The following is a 17,450-nucleotide window of genomic DNA, read 5'->3' as shown; positions in this document are numbered from 1 at the left end:
GGGCTACGCCGCCGTGTAACTCGCGAGGCAGCCGGCGCAGCAGAACCAGAAGTCCTGCCCGTCGACCCGCGCGTGCGGCGTCTCCGGCCCGACCAGCACTGTCATCCCACACACCGGGTCGACGGCCTGCTGGGGTCGAGCGGCCGGCGCGCCGGAGGCCGGGGCCAACCCGTCCACCCGGATCGCCCGGACCACCTCAGCCATGATCGACAGGGCGATCTCGGCCGGCGTACGCGCGCCGATGTCCACACCCGCCGGCGAGTGGACGCGGGCACGCTCCTCGTCGGTCAAACCCAGCTCGTCGAGCAGGGCCGCGCCGCGCCTGCCGCTGGCCACCAGCGCGATGAACCCGACGCCGGCGTCCAGCGCGGCCCGGATCGCCTCCTGCTCGCCCTTGCCCAACCCGGCCACGACGACAGCGGTGCAGCCGGTGCAGTCGTCGGCCGTGACGACGTCGAAGTCGAGGAACGCGGCGAGGTTGGCCACCGCCGCGCTGATCGGCGTGCTGCCGACGACACGCAGAGCCGGCGCCGGCAGCATCGGTCGGAGGAAGACCTCGATCGCCCCACCGGAGTGGCACGGGTTGACCACCACCCGCGCCCCCGGCGTTTCCGGGAACGGGACCGCGCCCTCCGGCAGCACCCGCAGCAGCAGGGCGGTCCCGTCGCGCAGGGTGTCGAGCGCCGCCGCGCGCACCGAACTCTCGGCGCACACCCCACCCACGAAGCCCTCGATCGAGCCGTCGGACCGGATCACCGCGGCGTCGCCCGGCCGGGCCGACGTCGGGTCCTGGGCGCGGACCACTGTGGCGTGGACGAACGGCTCCCGGGTGTCGGTCAGCTCCCGGGCGCGCTCCGCGATGGTGGTCATCTCGGCTCCCTCAGATCGGCGGCCGGGCCTGGCCGCGCATCGCGTCCCAGACCCGCGACGGCGTCAGCGGCATGTCGGCATGGCGTACGCCGAAGGGCTTCAGGGCGTCGATGACCGCGTTGACGATCGCGGGTGGCGACCCCACCGTCGCGGACTCGCCCACGCCCTTCGCACCGATCGGGTGGTGCGGCGACGGCGTCACGGTGAACCCCGTCTCCCAGTCGGGCACCTCCAGTGACGTCGGGATCAGGTAGTCCATCAGGGACGCACCGAGGCAGTTGCCGTCCTCGTCGAACGCGATCATCTCCATCAGGGCCATGCCGACCCCGTCGGTCAGCCCTCCGTGCACCTGCCCCTCGATGATCATCGGGTTGATCCGGGTGCCGCAGTCGTCGACCGCGATGAACCGTCGGACCTTCACCTGCGCGGTGCCGGGGTCGATGTCCACCACGCAGATGTACGCGCCGTGCGGGTAGGTCAGGTTCGACGGGTTGTAGCAGATCTGCGCCTCCAACCCACCCTCGATGCCCTCGGGCAGGTCACCCGCGCCGTGCGCGCGCATGGCGATGTCCTGGATGGTGACGGACCTGCCCGGGTCGCCCGCGACGTGGAACGCGCCCTTCTCCCACTCCAGGTCGGCCACCGACACCTCCAGCATCCCCGAGGCGATGATCCGCGCCTTGTCGCGGACCTTCCGGGCCACCAGGGCCGCAGCGGCGCCCGAGACGGGCGTCGACCGGCTGCCGTACGTGCCGAGGCCGAACGGGGTGTTGTCGGTGTCGCCGTGCAGCACCTCGATGTCCGCCGGTGGAATGCCGATCTCCTCGGCGACGATCTGCGCGAACGTCGTCTCGTGCCCCTGACCCTGCGACTGGACGCTGAGGCGTACCACGGCCTTTCCGGTCGGGTGGACGCGCAGCTCGCAGCCGTCGGCCATGCCCAGCCCGAGAATGTCCATGTCCTTGCGCGGCCCGGCGCCGACGGCCTCGGTGAAGAATGCGATGCCGATGCCCATCAGCTCGCCCCGGGCCCGCTTCTCCGCCTGCTCGCGGCGCAACTCGTCGTAGCCGGCCATCTCCATCGCCAGCCGCATCGTCGGCTCGTAGTTGCCCGAGTCGTACACCCAGCCGGTCTTCGTCGTGTACGGGAACTGCTCCGGCTGGATGAAGTTCTTCAGCCGCAGCTCGGCCGGGTCCATGCCGAGTTCGTCGGCGAGGCAGTCGACGATCCGCTCGACCAGGTAGACCGCCTCGGTGATCCGGAACGAGCACGCGTACGCGACACCGCCGGGCGCCTTGTTGGTGAAGATCGCCGTCATCTTGCAGTACGCGGCCTCGATGTCGTAGCTGCCGGTGAACACCCCGAAGAAGCCGGCCGGGTACTTCACCGGGGCGGCGGTGCCGTTGAACGCGCCGTGGTCGGCCAGCACGTTGGTGCGGATGCCGAGGATCCGGCCGTCGCGGGTCGCCGCGATCTCCCCGCGCATGATGTAGTCGCGAGCGAAACCGGTGCTGATCAGGTTCTCCGAGCGGTCCTCCATCCACTTCACCGGCTTGCCGGTGACGATCGAGGCGACAATCGCGCAGACGTACCCGGGGTAGATCGGCACCTTGTTGCCGAACCCGCCGCCGATGTCCGGCGCGATCACCTGGATCTTGTGCTCGGGCAGGCCCGCCACGATGGCGTAGAGGGTGCGGTGCGCGTGCGGCGCCTGGGTGGTCGACCAGAGCCGCAGCTTGCCGTCGACGGCGTCGTAGTCGGCGACCGCCCCGCACGTCTCCATGGGCGCCGGGTGCACCCGGGGGTAGACGAGGTCCTGGCTGACCACGACGTCGGCGCGGGCGAAGACCGCCTCGGTGGCCGCCTCGTCGCCGGTCTCCCAGTCGAAGCAGTGGTTGTTCGTCTTGCCGTCCAGGTCGTCGCGGATCACCGGGGCGTCCGGCTCCAACGCGCGACGTGCGTCGATCACCGGGTCGAGGACGTCGTACTCGACGTCGATCAGCTCCAGCGCGTCGCGGGCCGCGTACCGGTCCTCGGCGACGACGAACGCCACCTCCTGGCCCTGGAAACGCACCTTGTCGGTGGCGAGGACGGCCTGCACGTCGTTGGAGAGGGTCGGCATCCAGGCCAGGTTCTGCGCAGCCAGGGCAGCCCCGGTCACGACCGCCTTCACCCCGGGCGACGCCTCGGCGGCGCTCGTGTCGATGCTGACGATGCGGGCGTGCGCCACCGGCGACCGGAGGATCGCGAGGTGCAGCATGCCGGGCAGTTGGACGTCGTCGACGTACCGGCCGCGACCCCGCAGGAAGCGCGGGTCCTCCTTGCGCAGCATCCGGCCGTACCCGACGGGTTTCTGGTCGTTGTCGTGGAACGTGTCCACGCGCTCGTGCACGGTGGTCATGCGACGGCCTCCGCGGGCTGGCCGGCGTTGTCGATCTCGCCGGCCTCGGTCGATTCGGTGGTCTCGGTGACCTGGGCTGCGGCCTGCGCCTCGGCCACGGCGGCCCAGCGGACCGAGCGGACGATGGTGGCGTAACCCGTGCACCGGCAGATCTGACCCGAGATCGCCTCTCGGATCTCCGTCTCACTCGGGTCGGGGTTGCGGTCGAGCAGCGCCCGCGCGGTCATCATCATCCCCGGCGTGCAGAAGCCGCACTGGAGACCGTGGCACTGCATGAAACCCTGCTGGATCGGGTCCAGCTCGGCGCCCTTGGCGAGACCCTCGACGGTACGCACCTGGTGGCCGCCGGCCATCGCCGCGAGCACTGTGCACGACTTCACCGGCTCGCCGTCCAACCAGACCACGCAGGTGCCGCAGTTGCTGGTGTCGCAGCCCCAGTGCGTGCCGGTCAGACCGAGCACGTCGCGCAGGAAGTGCACCAGCAGCAGCCGGGCCTCGATCTCCCGGGTGACCTCGACGTCGTTGACGGTCATGGTGACCTGCATGCTCAGCTCCTCGCCCGTTCGACGGCCCGGCGCAGGGTCCGCCTGGTCAGCTCGGCGGCCAGATGCCGCTTGTAGTCCGCGCTGCCGCGCTGGTCGGTCACCGGGTCGCAGCTGCGCGCCGCGATCGCCCCGGCCTGCTCGTAGAGCCCCTCCGAGGGTTCCTGCCCGCGCAACGCGGCCGAGATCTCCGGGATGCCCGTCGTGTTGGGGCCGACCGCCGCGAGCCCGACCCGGGCGTCGACGATCGCGCCGCCGACGAGCCACACCGCCGCGCCGGCCGACACCACGGCCCAGTCGCCGGCCCGGCGCTCGACCTTGGCGTACGCGCTGCCGCAGCCGGGCCGCACGGGTAGCCGGATCTCGACCAGGATCTCGTCGTCCGCGACGGCCGTCTCGTACGGCCCGACGTGGAAGTCCTCCATCGACACGACCCTCTCCGCGCCGCCCGGACCCCGGATCACGCACCGCGCGTCCAGGGTCGTGCACACCGCCGAGAGGTCCTCGGACGGGTCGGCCTGGCAGAGCGAGCCGCCCAGCGTGCCCCGGTTGCGCACCACCGGGTCGGCGATCACCCGTTCGGCGTCGGCGAAGATGGGGAACGCCGCCCCCAGCACGGGGGATTCGAGCAGCTCCCGGTGGCGGGTCAGCGCCCCGATGCGAACCTCGTCCGGGCCCGTCTCGACGTAGCCCAGCTCGGCGTGCAGGTCGTTGATGTCGATCAGATAGTCGAAGTTGGCCAGCCGGAGCTTCATCATCGGCAGCAGGCTGTGCCCGCCGGCGATCAGGCGGGCGGTGCCGCCGCGATGCTCCAGAAGACTGATCGCATGGTCCACACTGGTGGCTCGCTCGTACTCGAACGGTGCCGGCACCTGCATGTCGTACCTCCGCAGTCCGGCAAAATCTCTGCCCGACGGTGACCAAAGTCAACGGCGACCTAAGCAGTTGCTTAGGTCGCCGTTGACGGTGCGGCCCGGGCTCGCGGATCGTGCGGCCATGCGGGACATCGTTGACGGGCTGACGACCTGGCGTTCGGCCGGCGTCGCGTTCGCCGTCGCGACCGTCGTGCGGACCTGGCAGTCCGCGCCCCGGCAACCCGGGGCGGCGATGGCCGTCTCGGCACACGGCGAGGTGCTGGGCAGCATCTCCGGTGGCTGCGTCGAGGGCACCGTCTACGAGATGTGCCGGACGGCGCTGGAGACCGGAACTGCCCAGACCCAGACCTTCGGTGTCAGCGACGACGACGCGTTCGACGTCGGTCTGACCTGCGGCGGCACGATCCAGATCCTGGTGCAGCCCGGCGTCGCGATGACCGAGACCGACGAGGTGCTCGCCGCGATCTCCGACGGCCGGCCGGTCGCCACCGCATCGGTGGAGAACGCCCAACTGGTGATCTGGCCCGACCGGATCGCCGGCAGCCTCGGCGCACCCGACCTGGACGACGCGGCCGCCCGGCAGGCGCGGGGCATGCTCGCCCTCGGTGCCACCGGCACGATCCACCTGGGCCGGCGGGGGGAGCAGCGTGGCGACGACGTGGCGGTGTTCGTCCAGTCGTACGTGCCGCCGCCCCGCATGATCATCTTCGGCGCGATCGACTTCGCCGCCGCGATGGCCCGGATCGGCAGGTTCCTCGGCTACCACGTCACGGTCTGCGACGCCCGCCCGGTGTTCGCCACCCGCGCGCGCTTTCCGGACGCGGACGACCTCGTGGTGCAGTGGCCGCACGCGTACCTGGAGTCGACGACCGTCGACGACCGCACGGTGCTCTGCGTGCTGACCCACGACCCCAAGTTCGACGTGCCGCTGCTCCAGGTCGCACTGCGCACACCCGCCCGCTACATCGGCGCGATGGGCAGCCGCCGTGCACACGACGACCGGATGCGCCGGCTCCGCGAGGCAGGCGTGAGCGAGACCGCGCTGGCCCGGCTCTGCTCACCGATCGGGCTGGACCTGGGTGCGCGGACACCCGAGGAGACGGCCGTGGCGATCGCCGCCGAGATCACCGCGCAGGCCTGGGGCGGTTCGGGCCGGCCGCTCAGCGACCTGGCGACCCCGATCCACCACACCTGACGCTAGATCATGCGCAGGACCAGCGCCGCGGAGACCGCCAGCTCACGGTCGAGCACCTGGTCCCGAGGGACGAACACCATGGCTTGCCCCTCACCGAGAACCACGTCCTCCTGCCGGGCCGTGGTGGTGCCCCGAAACACGTGAACGGTGACGGTGTGGGGAAAGCCGGGCTCGTACGGGCGCGGGCCGCTCCACAGTGGGTGGAGTTCACCCGCTGTCAGGCCCGTCTCCTCCAGCAGCTCGCGGCGGGCCGCCTCCTCCGGTGACTCACCGGGCTCGATGTGGCCACCCGGCAGACTCCACTGACCCGGCGACGCGGGCGCGTCCTCATCGCGGTGCTGAAGCAGCACCGCGCCCGACGGATCGACCAGCAGCACGAGAGCGACGCCATAGGTTGCCACCAGAGGACCGTGCCATGTCGCCCCGAGCTTGTCGACGGCGTCGCCTCGCGGGACGCCGGATCGCGTACCCTCCGCTGATGGAACTCGATGATCTTCCGCTGGCCGAGTTCGCGTTCCCGGGACCGCTGCGCGACAGCCTCGTCGCCGCGATCGTTTCCGGCGCGAAGACCTCGACGACCGGCCTGCTGATCGGGTACGAGCGCGCGAACGAGCCGCTGCCCGAGGTGGGTCAACTGTCCGCCGTGGTGGACTCCGACGGGCGGCGCGTCGCGGTCATCGAGCTGACCGACGTACGGGTGGTCCGGCTCGGCGACGTCGACCTGCAACACGCCCTGGATGAGGGCGAGGGTGACGAGTCGGTGGCGCAGTGGCGCGCGGGGCACGAGGCGTTCTGGCACAGCGCTGAGGTGCGAAGCGAGTTGGGCGACCCCGGCTTCACCGTCGACGACGACACCCTGGTGGTAGCCGAGCGCTTCCGGCTGGCGCACGTCGTCTGACCAGCCGGCATGCAGGGCGTTACAGCATCTCGACGGGAACCAGTTTGATGCCGTCTACTCCGTCGAGGTCCATCAGATGTGACACTCCGGATCCCGTGCCGTTGAGGGGATGCTCGAACCGCCACGACTCGTGCGGCATCGGCGGTTTGAGCTGCGCGGTGAGGTCGCCCTTGCCCTGGCACCGCTTGCGTAGGCGCTCGTACGCGGCGTCGCGGTCCTCGAAACCGACCGACTTCGCGTGTGGCAGTCCACGGACGGCGTCCTGGATGGCGGCCCGTTGCTCGCTGGTCGCCGAGGATTTCAACCGAACGATGATCCCGATCCACGAAGGCCGGGGGTCGACGTCGGCGATCCGGAGCGCCACCTCATCGACGCCGTCGACCTCGGTCATCACCGCCTCGATCGCTTCGGCGATCAGAGAGTCGGTGACAGTGGCGTGGACGAGCTCTGGCGCGTACTCCGGCTTGAGGTCCGCCAGCAGGTCGGGTTGGTCCTTGAAATCGACCTTGAAGCGCTCGTGCACCTGTTCGCGGGTTTCGAGAGCCACGCCTTCGACACTTGGCATCGACCGGAGCCGTTGCTGCACGGCCTCTCTCTGCGTCGCCGTCGCGTCGTTGTCCAGGAAGACGGTCAACGCCACGTCCCCGGCAACCTCAGGCTTCGAGGCGCAGGTGGACAGGACCAGCAGGAGTGTGAGTGCCAGGGACCGTGCTATGCGACGCATGGGGGCAGATCGTAGGTGATCAAGACGCAGGCAGTGTGCCCCTGCGTCGTCGTCAGGATCTCAACTCCGTGGCTGTTCTTCGTAACCTGGATCCGCCAGACTGCGCCGTATGGGTGATCGTTGGCGCCGGTGGGCGTGGGTCGGAGTGCTCGTCGTCGGGCTGATCCTTTACCTGGCGGTGCTGCGGACCCTGGTCAGCACCAAGAACCCGAATTTCGTACCGGCGTTGATCCTGCTCGGGTCGACGCTGGTGCCGCTGACGTTCCTGACGTTCGCGCAGGCTCGCACCGGGCGATGGCAGGTGCCGGCGTCGGTGTTGGTGACGTCGGCGTTCTTCGGTGGTGTGATCGGCACTGTGGTCGCCGGCACGCTGGAGTACGACACCCTGCGCGGGCTCGGCACCCTGCCGATGCTGTTCGTCGCGCTGATCGAGGAGTCGGCGAAGCTGATCGTCCCGGTGGTCCTGCTGTTCACGGTGGTGGCCCAGCGTCGCCGCCGGGTGCCCTCCGACGGGCTGATCATCGGCATCGCCGCCGGCATGGGGTTCGCCGCGCTGGAGACGATGGGCTACGCCTTCAGCGCGCTGCTGAGCTCGCAGGGCAACATCGGTGCGGTGGAGCAGACGCTGTTCGTCCGTGGTCTGACCGCGCCCGCCGGTCACACCGCCTGGACCGGGCTCACCGCCGGCGCGTTGTGGGCGCTGTTGGCCAGCCCGAGCGTCGGCCGGCTCATCGGGTTCATCGGTACGTTCCTGGGTGTCGTGGTCCTGCACACCCTCTGGGACACGTTCTCCGGCTCGTTGGTCTTCATCGTGCTGGCGATCATCAGCATCGGCTGGCTGTTCTGGGAGCTGCGCCGTTACCGGACCTTCGCCGAGCACCCCGTCGGTCAGCTCCAACCGAACTGACCATCGCCGTACTTCATGCCTCTCCTGGCCTGCGCGATCAGGCCGGGGGAGGCATGACTGTTGGTGATCCCGCTGCGACCGGACCGGCACCTCATCTAACGTCAGAGTGTTCATATTTGGCGTGCTTGGTCGGGAAGGTGCGGCAATGGGGGTGCGTAGCTGGATCGAGGGCTGGCCGGTCTACCGCCAGCTCACCGGCACCGACCCGTTGGGGCGGGGTGCCGCGGCGAAGTCCGATGGATCCCGTGCGCTCACCGCTCGCACGGAAACCGCCGACAGCGTGGCCCGTTCGGTGTGCCCGTACTGCGCCGTCGGCTGCGGTCAGCGGGTGTTCGTCAAGGACGGGAAGGTCAGTCAGATCGAGGGCGACCCGGACAGCCCGATCTCGCGGGGTCGGCTCTGCCCGAAGGGCTCGGCCAGCAAGAGTCTGGTGACCAGCCCGCTGCGGCAGACCAAGGTCCGCTACCGCCGGCCGTACGGCACCGATTGGGAGGACCTCGACCTCGACACGGCGCTGAACATGATCGCCGATCGGGTCCTGGCCGCCCGGGACGAGACCTGGGAGGACGTCGACGCCGAGGGTCGACCGCTCAACCGGACGCTGGGCATCTCCAGCCTGGGTGGGGCGACGCTGGACAACGAGGAGAACTACCTCATCAAGAAGTTGTTCACCGCGATGGGGGCGCTCCAGATCGAGAACCAGGCCCGTATTTGACACTCCTCCACCGTCCCCGGTCTGGGGACCAGCTTCGGTCGTGGCGGCGCCACCCAGTACCAGCAGGACCTGTCGAACTCCGACGTCATCGTCATCCAGGGTTCGAACATGGCCGAGGCACACCCGGTGGGTTTCCAGTGGGTGATGGAGGCCAAGCGCCGGGGTGCGAAGGTCTTCCACGTCGACCCGCGTTTCACCCGCACCAGCGCGCTGGCTGACTCGTACCTGCCGATCCGGGCGGGCACGGACATCGCGCTGCTCGGCGGGGTGGTGCGCTACATCCTGGACAACGAGCTGGACTTCCGGGAGTACGTCGTCGCCTACACCAACGCCGCGACGATCGTGACCGAGGAGTACGCCGACACCGAGGACATGCACGGCCTCTTCTCCGGCTTCAACGACGACAACGCCACCTACGACCAGGCCAGCTGGCGGTACGAGGGCCACTCGCAGAACCAGACGACCCGCGACAGCGAGACGCAGCGGGAGACGGCGGCCGGGCTGGAGAACGAGTCGCACGGCGCGCCGGTCGGCGGCGAGACCGAACGTGACGAGACGCTGCAGCACCCGCGCTGTGTGTACCAGATCCTCAAGCGGCACTTCGCCCGCTACACCCCGGAGATGGTGGAACGGGTCTGTGGTGTCCCGCAGGACAAGTTCCTGGAGTTGGCCCGGGCGTGGACGGAGAACTCCGGCCGGGACCGGACCGGCATGCTCGTCTACTCAGTGGGCTGGACGCAGCACAGTGTCGGTGTGCAGTACATCCGCACCGGCGCGATCATCCAGCTCCTGTTGGGCAACGTGGGCCGCCCGGGTGGTGGGGTGATGGCCCTGCGCGGGCACGCCAGCATCCAGGGTTCCACCGACATTCCGACGCTGTTCAACCTGCTGCCGGGCTACCTGCCGATGCCGCACCACGCCAATCACCCGACCCTGGACAAGTGGGTGGACAGCATCGCGCACCCGGGGCAGAAGGGCTTCTGGGGCAACGCCCGCACCTACGGCGTCAACCTGCTCAAGGCGTACTGGGGTGACGCCGCCACCGCCGACAACGACTACTGCTACGGCTACCTGCCGCGGATGACCGGCGACCACGGCACCTACCAGCAGGTGCTCGACATGATCGACGGCAAGATCAAGGGCTATTTCCTGCTCGGGCAGAACCCAGCTGTCGGTTCGGCGCACGGCCGGGCGCAGCGTCTCGGCATGGCCAACCTCGACTGGCTCGTGGTCCGGGACCTGTTCGAGATCGAGAGCGCCACGTTCTGGAAGAACGCGCCGGAGATCGAGACCGGCGAGATCGTGCCCGAGGAGTGCCGCACCGAGGTGTTCTTCCTGCCCGCCGCCTCGCACGTGGAGAAGGAGGGCACGTTCACCCAGACGCAGCGCCTGTTGCAGTGGCGGGAGAAGGCCGTCGAGCCGCCAGGCGACGCCCGCTCCGAGCTCTGGTTCTTCTACCACCTCGGGCGCGTCATCCGGGAACGGCTGGCGACGTCGACGAAGCCCCGCGACCGTGCGCTGCTCGACCTCGCCTGGGACTACCCCACGCACGGCCCGACCGTCGAGCCGAGCGCCGAGGCGGTGCTGCGCGAGATCAACGGGTACGACGTGGCCACCGGCCGTCCGCTGGCGTCGTTCACCGAGATGAAGGACGACGGCTCCACCGTCGGCGGGTGCTGGATCTACACCGGGGTGTACGCCGACGGCGTGAACCAGGCCGCCCGCCGCAAACCCGGCTCGGAGCAGTCCCTGGTGGCACCCGAGTGGGGCTGGGCGTGGCCGGCGAACCGGCGCATCCTCTACAACCGTGCGTCCGCCGACCCGGACGGCAACCCGTGGAGTGAGCGCAAACGCTACGTCTGGTGGGACGCGGACAAGAGCGAGTGGACCGGCTACGACGTGCCGGACTTCGAGAAGACCAAACCGCCGTCCTACCGACCGGAGCACGACGCCTCGGGTGTGGCGGGCATCGCCGGTGACGACCCGTTCATCCTTCAGGGCGACGGCAAAGGCTGGCTGTACGCGCCCACCGGCGTGCTCGACGGGCCGATGCCCACCCACTACGAGCCGGTCGAGTCGCCGGTGCGCAACCCGCTCTACCGACAGCAGGCCAACCCGACCCGCAAGGTCTACACCCACCCGATCAACACGCTCAACCCGAGCCCGCCGCAGGAGCACAGCCAGGTGTTCCCGTACGTGTTCACGGTCAGCCGGCTCACCGAGCACCACACCGCCGGCGGGATGAGCCGGACGGTGTCACCGCTGGCCGAGCTGCAACCCGAGATGTTCGTCGAGGTGTCGCCGGAGTTGGCGGCCCTGCGAGGGTTGAGTCACCTGGGCTGGGCCCACCTGGTCACCAGCCGGGCGGCGGTCGAGGCGAAGGTGCTGGTGACCGACCGGGTGACGCCGCTGCGAGTGGACGGCCGGATCATCCACCAGCTCTGGCTGCCCTACCACTTTGGCTACGAGGGCCTGGTGACCGGCGACTCGGCCAACGACCTGTTCGGCATCACCCTCGACCCCAACGTCCTGATTCAGGAGAGCAAGGTCGGCACGTGCGACGTCCGGCCCGGACGACGCCCCAGAGGACAGGACCTGGTGGACCTCGTCGTCGACTACCGGCGGCGGTCGGGAAACCTCGTCCACCGATACCCGCCGATGGTCACGACCGACGTCGCCGACAGCAGCAGCGACCAGGAGGCCTGACCGATGCCCCACGCCAACGCCCTGTACGGGCCGCTGGACCCTGCACCGGACGCCGGCTACGAGGACGCGCCGCCGCGGATGGGGTTCTTCACCGACACCAGCGTCTGCATCGGCTGCAAAGCGTGCGAGGTGGCCTGCAAGGAGTGGAACGGCGTCCCCGAGAGTGGGCTCGACCTGCTGGGCATGTCGTACGACAACACGGGCGCGCTGACCGCGAACTCGTGGCGGCACGTCGCGTTCGTGGAGCAGCCCCGCTCGGCCGGCTGGGCGACCCCAGCGTTCGAGGGGGACCCGGACGGGCCGGCGATCAGCCCTGTGACGGCGGCGGTCGGCGCGGGTACCAGCACCGACACCGGCACGGACCCCGGACTGCCCACCGGCTCGCCCGCAGCGGCCGCCCGCATGTCGGGCGGTCCGGAGTTTCTGGGGATGCCGGGGGCGCAGCCCCCGGGGAGGGGTTCGGGTGCGGAGGAGCGGACGGATTTCCGCTGGTTGATGATGTCGGACGTGTGCAAGCACTGCACGCACGCGGCGTGTCTGGATGTCTGTCCGACGGGTTCGTTGTTCCGGACGGAGTTCGGCACCGTGGTGGTGCAGGAGGACATCTGCAACGGGTGCGGTTACTGCATCTCCGCCTGTCCGTACGGCGTTATCGATCAGCGCAAGGACGACGGTCGGGCGTGGAAGTGCACGCTGTGCTACGACCGGCTCGGGGCGGGCATGACGCCAGCGTGTGCGCAGGCGTGCCCGACGGAGTCGATCCAGTACGGGGCTCTGGACGAGTTGCGGGAGCGGGCCGCCACGCGGGTGGCGAAGCTGCACGAGCAGGGAGTGCCGGAGGCCCGCCTGTACGGGCACGACCCGAACGACGGCGTCGGTGGGGACGGTGCGTTCTTCCTGCTCCTGGACGAACCCGAGGTGTACGGGCTGCCACCGGACCCGATCGTGACCACCCGCGACCTGCCGGCCATGTGGAAGCGCGCCGGTCTCGCGGCGATGACGATGGCGGTCGCCACGGCGGTCGCGTTCCTGGGTAGGCGGCAATGACCGACGAGACACCATCGAACGAGCCGGTCGGCGCCCGGTTCCGCGAGTTCCAGGCCGGCCTCGATCAGCCCGACGGGAAGCGTCACCGGCAGCCCCGCAGACGAGGCGGCGACGGTGAGCAGCTCACGGTGCCGCCGGCCGACTTCGCCTCCTACTACGGCCGGCCGGTCCTGAAGCCGCCGGTGTGGAAGTACGACATCGCCGGCTACCTGTTCACCGGAGGCCTCGCCGCGGGAAGTGCGCTGATCGGCGCGGGCGCCCAGCTGACCGGACGACCCGGGCTGCGCAAGGTGGGCCGCTGGACGGCCCTCGGCGGCGTCGCGGCCAGCACGTACCTGCTGGTTCACGACCTCGGCCGGCCGGCCCGGTTCCATCACATGCTCCGGGTCGCCAAGGTGACCTCGCCGATGTCGGTCGGCACCTGGATCCTCGCCGCGTTCGGGCCACTGGCCGGCGTGGCCGCGGTCGCCGAGCTCGCGCCCCTGCTCCCGCAGCACGGTGTGCTCGGCCTCGCCCGTCGGATCGCACCGCCCATCGGCAACGTCGCCGGCCTGGCCGCCGCGGTCACCGCGCCGGCGCTGGCGACGTACACCGGGGTGCTGCTCGCCGACACGGCCGTGCCGTCCTGGCACGACGCCTACCCGTCGCTGCCGTTCGTCTTCGCCGGCAGCGCGCTCGCCGCCGCGTCCGGGGTGGGACTGATCGCGGCACCGGCCGCGGAGACCGCCCCACTGCGACGACTCGCCCTGGCCGCCGCGGCCGTCGAGTTCGGCGGAGGGCACCAGTTGGAGCGGCAGGGCCTCACCAGCGAGCCCTACAAGCACGGCCGCAGCGGCCGGCTGGTCAAGGCGGGACGCGCCCTGCTCGCCGTGGGCACCGTCACCGCCCTGCTCAGCCGGCGCAGCCGGGTCCTGTCGGCGATCTCCGGCGCCGCCCTCGTGGCATCGTCGGTCGCCACCCGGTTCGGCGTCTTCGAGGCGGGACGGGTGTCGGCACGCGATCCGAAGTACACGGTCGTGCCACAACGGGAGCGGCTCAGGTCGACCACCCAGGCCTGAGCGCGGATTGGCGAAACGGAAGGCGCCCCTGTGAAGGGGCGCCTTCCGTTGTGATGCAAGAGGTCTGGTCGTCGCGCGTCAGCCGGTGAACAGCTTCGCGGCGGTGATCGCGGTCTGGACGATGCCGTAGCCGAGCAGTGCCGCGACCAGCAGCCACGACAACCAGAGTCGCCCGGTCTGGCTGCCGACGCGCGGCGGCGCGGGCGGTTGACTGTCCCGTCCGAGAGCGACCGGCTCGGTGACGGTCGCCTTCGCCACGGGCGAGGTCGGCCCTCGGTCCGGTTCGTGGAACCGCTCGGGCACGGAACGCACCAGCAGGTTCGCGATGAACCCGATGGCGAGGATGCCGACCATGGTGAACAGCGCGGGCCGGTACGCCGCCGCGGTGAGGGTGCCGGGCTTGCCCTGCGTGTCGAGGATCCCGTTGACGATCAGCGGGCCGGCGACACCCGCGGCCGACCAGGCGGTCAGGATCCGGCCGTGGATGGCCCCGACCTGGAAGGTGCCGAACAGGTCACGCAGGTAGGCGGGCATGGTGGCGAAGCCACCGCCGTAGAAGGAGATGATCGCGGCGGCGATCAGCACGAAGACCGCGGTCGCGGAGTGGCCGGCCACGGCGAGCAGCACGTACAGCACCATGCCGACGCCGAGGTAGATCATGTAGATGGGCTTGCGGCCGATGAGATCGGACGTCGTCGACCAGACGAACCGCCCAGCCATGTTGAACAGCGACAGCACTCCCACGAAACCGGCCGCAGCCGACACCGAGACAGTGGTGGCGGTCCCGTTGTCCCGGAAGAAGTCCTGGATCATCGGGCTTGCCTGCTCCAGGATGCCGATGCCCGCGGTGACGTTGCAGAACAGCACGATCCACAGCAACCAGAACGACCGGGTACGCACGGCGTTCGACGCCGACACGCTCGCCGTCGTCACCAGAGGTCGGGCGGCCACTGTCGCGGGGTCGAACCCGGCGGGCCGCCAGTCCGGTGCCGGAACCCGGACGTTGAACGGGCCGAACATCATGATCACGAAATACCCGATGCCGAACGTGACGAAGAGCGCCACGAGGGCACTGCCCGACGCCACGGCGGCCGGGTTGTTGGGGTTGTAGCCGGAGTCGTAAAGGGAGAGCAGTTGGCGGGCGAGCGGGCCGGCGACCAGGGCGCCACCGCCGAACCCCATGATGGCCAGACCGGTGGCCAGGCCGGGGCGGTCCGGGAACCACTTGATCAGGGTCGAGACGGGCGAGATGTAACCGATGCCGAGCCCGATGCCGCCGATGACGCCGTACCCGAGGTAGAGCAGCCACAGCTGCTGGGTCGCGATGCCGAGCGCGCCGACCAGGAACCCGACGGCCCAGAAGCACGCCGAGACGAACATCGCCCGGCGTGGCCCGTTCCGCTCCACCCAACGGCCACCCACCGCCGCGGACGAACCCAGCATGACGATGGCGATACTGAAGATCGCGCCGATCGCCGTCTGACTGGTGTCGAAGTGCGCGATGAGGGAGTTCTTGTAGACACTCGTCGCGTAGACCTGGCCGATGCAGACGTGCACCGCCAGTGCCGCGGTCGGGATGAGCCAGCGGCTGTATCCCGGGGGAGCGACAGTGTGCCGGGGATCGAAGACCGACAGCATGGGCATCGTCCACACCTCCTGCGGCTGAGTAGGCCGCGACGTTGCCGAGCTGTCCCGACCCGGCAGTTGGCCGAGCGGCGCCGCCGCAGTGGCGGCCCGGCGCACGTCTGGCGTCAGCCGATTACCGGCTTCACCTCACGTTACGTGTCGGCTGGTTCACGCCACGTCATTACCGAAAAACGCGGCGGGAGGTGGAAACAGAACGGGGGCAGGCCCACCGGCCCGCCCCCGACTGCTGTCGTACCGCTCAGTGGATCGCGGCCTTCGCGGCCGCCTCCTCCTGGACGCGTCGTTCCTCCCCGCTGAGGGTGTGCAGCGGCTTCTCCCTGATGAACAGCACGACGATCAGCGCGAGCAGCGCGAACGGCGCGCCGACCAGGAAGAGATCCGCGGTGGCGATGCCGTACACATCCTGCACGATGCGCAGCACCGGCTCGGGCAGGGTGGACAGGTCGGGCACCTCGGCGGAGCCACCGCCGGCCGTCGCCGCCGGGCCGAGCCGCTCGGCGGTCAGCGAGGCCACCCGGTTCGCCAGGACCGCGCCGAGGGCGCTGACCCCGATGGCGCCGCCCATGCTGCGGAAGAACGTCAGCACGGAGGTGGTGACGCCGAGCTCGTGGGCCGGTACGTCGTTCTGTGCGGCCAGCACGAGGTTCTGCATGAGCATGCCGACGCCGACGCCCAGCACGGCCATGTAGATCGACAGCACGAGGACGCTGGTGTTGGCGTCGATGGTGCCCAGGAGCAGCATCCCGACGCTCATCACCGCGGCGCCGGCCACCAGGTATGCCTTCCACCGGCCGTACTTGGTGATGAGCTGTCCGGCGACCGTCGACGAGACGAGCAGGCCGAAGATCATCGGAAGGCTCATCAGGCCCGCGACGGTGGGTGACTTGCCCAGCGAGATCTGGAAGTACTGGGACAGGAAGACGGTGCCGCCGAACAGCGCGACACCGACCAGCACGCTGGCGATCGTGGCCAGGGAAACCGTGCGGTTACGGAAGATGCCCAGTGGGACGATCGGCTCCTCGGCGCGAGATTCGACGAGCACGGCCAGCGCCAGCAGGACCAGACCGCCGACGACCATCAGGGCCGTCCAGCCGGAGGCCCACTCGAACTTGTTCCCGGCCAGGGACGACCAGATCAGCAGCGTGGAGACACCAGAGGTGATGAGCAGGGCGCCCAGCCAGTCGATCTTTGCCTTGCGGCGGATGACCGGCAGGTGCAGGGTGCGCTGGAGCAGGGCGATGGAGATGATGCTGAACGGGACGCCGATCAGGAAGCACCACCGCCAGCCCAGCCACGACGTGTCCACGAGCAGGCCACCGATCAGCGGACCGGCGATGGTGCCCACACCGAAGACCGCGCCGAAGATGCCGGCGTAGCGGCCCAGCTCACGGGGCGGGATCATCGCCGCCATGACGATCGTGGCCAGCGCCGTCATGCCGCCGGCGCCGATGCCCTGGACGACACGGCTGAGCAGCAGCACCTCGACGTTCGGCGTGAAGCCCGCGATGAGCGAACCCACCACGAACAGGCCCAGCGAGAGTTGGATCAGCAGCTTCTTGCTGTACAGGTCGGCCATCTTGCCCCACAGCGGCACCGTCGCCGTCATGGCGAGCAGTTCGCTGGTGACGATCCAGGTGTAGACGGTCTGGCTGCCGTTCAGATCCGCGATGATCCGCGGCAGCGCGTTCGCCACCACCGTGGAGGCGAGGATGGACACGAACATGCCGACCATCAGGCCGGAAAGGGCCTGGAGAACCTCCCGACGCGACATGCGCGTGCCGACCTCGGCGGTGTCGGCGGGCGGGACGGTGGTGGTCATTGACGCTCCCTCGGCGGGTTTGTGGCGGGGTGACTGGCCCCGCAGC

Annotated in this window: 14 protein-coding genes; 6 read left to right on the top strand and 8 right to left on the bottom strand. The window is 69.9% G+C overall.

Annotation, left to right across the window (positions count from 1 at the left end):
• Nucleotides 1-3: 3 nt before the first annotated feature.
• Genes KBX34_RS08050 through KBX34_RS08035 form a run of 4 tightly spaced genes read right to left on the bottom strand, consistent with a single transcriptional unit; the run spans nt 4 to nt 4,691 of the window.
• Nucleotides 4-870: an XdhC family protein gene (locus KBX34_RS08050; protein WP_210924154.1), complete on the bottom strand. Its 867-nt coding sequence runs from the start codon at nt 868-870 to the stop codon at nt 4-6.
• A gap of 10 nt (nt 871-880) precedes the next feature.
• Nucleotides 881-3,271, bottom strand: a complete 2,391-nt coding sequence (locus KBX34_RS08045) for an aerobic carbon-monoxide dehydrogenase large subunit (RefSeq protein WP_210924152.1) — start codon at nt 3,269-3,271, stop codon at nt 881-883.
• Nucleotides 3,268-3,816: a (2Fe-2S)-binding protein gene (locus tag KBX34_RS08040; RefSeq protein ID WP_088948676.1), complete on the bottom strand. Its 549-nt coding sequence runs from the start codon at nt 3,814-3,816 to the stop codon at nt 3,268-3,270. The genes KBX34_RS08045 and KBX34_RS08040 overlap by 4 nt, the downstream gene beginning before the upstream one ends.
• A gap of 2 nt (nt 3,817-3,818) precedes the next feature.
• Nucleotides 3,819-4,691 (bottom strand): xanthine dehydrogenase family protein subunit M, encoded by an 873-nt coding sequence (locus KBX34_RS08035; protein ID WP_210790238.1) that lies wholly within the window; start codon nt 4,689-4,691, stop codon nt 3,819-3,821.
• A gap of 118 nt (nt 4,692-4,809) precedes the next feature.
• Here KBX34_RS08035 and KBX34_RS08030 point away from each other — a divergent pair, with 118 nt between their 5' ends.
• The gene (locus tag KBX34_RS08030) at nt 4,810-5,883 is read left to right on the top strand and encodes an XdhC family protein (RefSeq protein ID WP_210790235.1); all 1,074 of its coding nucleotides are present in this window, start codon (nt 4,810-4,812) and stop codon (nt 5,881-5,883) included.
• 2 nt (nt 5,884-5,885) lie between these two features.
• Here the strand turns inward: KBX34_RS08030 and KBX34_RS08025 are convergent, their stop codons facing one another.
• Nucleotides 5,886-6,284 carry an NUDIX domain-containing protein gene (locus KBX34_RS08025; RefSeq protein ID WP_210790233.1) on the bottom strand — a complete coding sequence of 133 codons (399 nt, stop codon included), beginning with the start codon at nt 6,282-6,284 and terminating at the stop codon, nt 5,886-5,888.
• A gap of 77 nt (nt 6,285-6,361) precedes the next feature.
• Between KBX34_RS08025 and KBX34_RS08020 the strand changes: the two genes are divergently transcribed.
• Nucleotides 6,362-6,781 carry an ASCH domain-containing protein gene (locus tag KBX34_RS08020; protein ID WP_210790231.1) on the top strand — a complete coding sequence of 140 codons (420 nt, stop codon included), beginning with the start codon at nt 6,362-6,364 and terminating at the stop codon, nt 6,779-6,781.
• A 19-nt stretch (nt 6,782-6,800) separates the two neighbouring features.
• Here KBX34_RS08020 and KBX34_RS08015 read toward each other — a convergent pair whose 3' ends face one another.
• Nucleotides 6,801-7,415 carry a permease-like cell division protein FtsX gene (locus KBX34_RS08015; protein WP_210790228.1) on the bottom strand — a complete coding sequence of 205 codons (615 nt, stop codon included), beginning with the start codon at nt 7,413-7,415 and terminating at the stop codon, nt 6,801-6,803.
• A 199-nt stretch (nt 7,416-7,614) separates the two neighbouring features.
• Here KBX34_RS08015 and KBX34_RS08010 point away from each other — a divergent pair, with 199 nt between their 5' ends.
• The 4 genes from KBX34_RS08010 (at nt 7,615) to nrfD (ending at nt 13,938) form a co-directional block, all read left to right on the top strand.
• Nucleotides 7,615-8,412: a PrsW family intramembrane metalloprotease gene (locus tag KBX34_RS08010; RefSeq protein WP_210924151.1), complete on the top strand. Its 798-nt coding sequence runs from the start codon at nt 7,615-7,617 to the stop codon at nt 8,410-8,412.
• A gap of 145 nt (nt 8,413-8,557) precedes the next feature.
• Nucleotides 8,558-11,833: a formate dehydrogenase gene (fdh, locus tag KBX34_RS08005; protein WP_210924149.1), complete on the top strand. Its 3,276-nt coding sequence runs from the start codon at nt 8,558-8,560 to the stop codon at nt 11,831-11,833.
• Between the two features lie 3 nt (nt 11,834-11,836).
• Entirely contained in the window at nt 11,837-12,880 is a 1,044-nt protein-coding gene (locus KBX34_RS08000; protein WP_210790221.1) for a 4Fe-4S dicluster domain-containing protein, read from the top strand.
• Entirely contained in the window at nt 12,877-13,938 is a 1,062-nt protein-coding gene (gene nrfD / locus KBX34_RS07995) for an NrfD/PsrC family molybdoenzyme membrane anchor subunit (RefSeq protein WP_210924147.1), read from the top strand. The genes KBX34_RS08000 and nrfD overlap by 4 nt, the downstream gene beginning before the upstream one ends.
• A gap of 78 nt (nt 13,939-14,016) precedes the next feature.
• Here the strand turns inward: nrfD and KBX34_RS07990 are convergent, their stop codons facing one another.
• Both KBX34_RS07990 and KBX34_RS07985 read right to left on the bottom strand, forming a co-directional pair.
• Entirely contained in the window at nt 14,017-15,576 is a 1,560-nt protein-coding gene (locus KBX34_RS07990; protein ID WP_088948665.1) for an OFA family MFS transporter, read from the bottom strand.
• A gap of 247 nt (nt 15,577-15,823) precedes the next feature.
• A complete protein-coding gene (locus KBX34_RS07985; protein ID WP_088948664.1) occupies nt 15,824-17,404 on the bottom strand; it encodes an MDR family MFS transporter in 1,581 nt (526 codons plus the stop codon).
• Nucleotides 17,405-17,450: the final 46 nt, after the last annotated feature.

Origin of the sequence: Micromonospora sp. M61 (genome assembly GCF_018070245.1) — a bacterium.
GTDB lineage: Bacteria > Actinomycetota > Actinomycetes > Mycobacteriales > Micromonosporaceae > Micromonospora > Micromonospora zamorensis.
This window is presented reverse-complemented; position numbering and strand designations above follow the sequence as displayed.

Coding starts and splice junctions, on each gene's coding strand:
- KBX34_RS08050 (WP_210924154.1), bottom strand. CDS start 870: ATGACCACCATCGCGGAGCGCGCCCGGGAGCTGACCGACACCCGGGAG.
- KBX34_RS08045 (WP_210924152.1), bottom strand. CDS start 3,271: ATGACCACCGTGCACGAGCGCGTGGACACGTTCCACGACAACGACCAG.
- KBX34_RS08040 (WP_088948676.1), bottom strand. CDS start 3,816: ATGCAGGTCACCATGACCGTCAACGACGTCGAGGTCACCCGGGAGATC.
- KBX34_RS08035 (WP_210790238.1), bottom strand. CDS start 4,691: ATGCAGGTGCCGGCACCGTTCGAGTACGAGCGAGCCACCAGTGTGGAC.
- KBX34_RS08030 (WP_210790235.1), top strand. CDS start 4,810: ATGCGGGACATCGTTGACGGGCTGACGACCTGGCGTTCGGCCGGCGTC.
- KBX34_RS08020 (WP_210790231.1), top strand. CDS start 6,362: ATGGAACTCGATGATCTTCCGCTGGCCGAGTTCGCGTTCCCGGGACCG.
- KBX34_RS08010 (WP_210924151.1), top strand. CDS start 7,615: ATGGGTGATCGTTGGCGCCGGTGGGCGTGGGTCGGAGTGCTCGTCGTC.
- KBX34_RS08000 (WP_210790221.1), top strand. CDS start 11,837: ATGCCCCACGCCAACGCCCTGTACGGGCCGCTGGACCCTGCACCGGAC.
- nrfD (WP_210924147.1), top strand. CDS start 12,877: ATGACCGACGAGACACCATCGAACGAGCCGGTCGGCGCCCGGTTCCGC.
- KBX34_RS07990 (WP_088948665.1), bottom strand. CDS start 15,576: ATGCTGTCGGTCTTCGATCCCCGGCACACTGTCGCTCCCCCGGGATAC.
- KBX34_RS07985 (WP_088948664.1), bottom strand. CDS start 17,404: ATGACCACCACCGTCCCGCCCGCCGACACCGCCGAGGTCGGCACGCGC.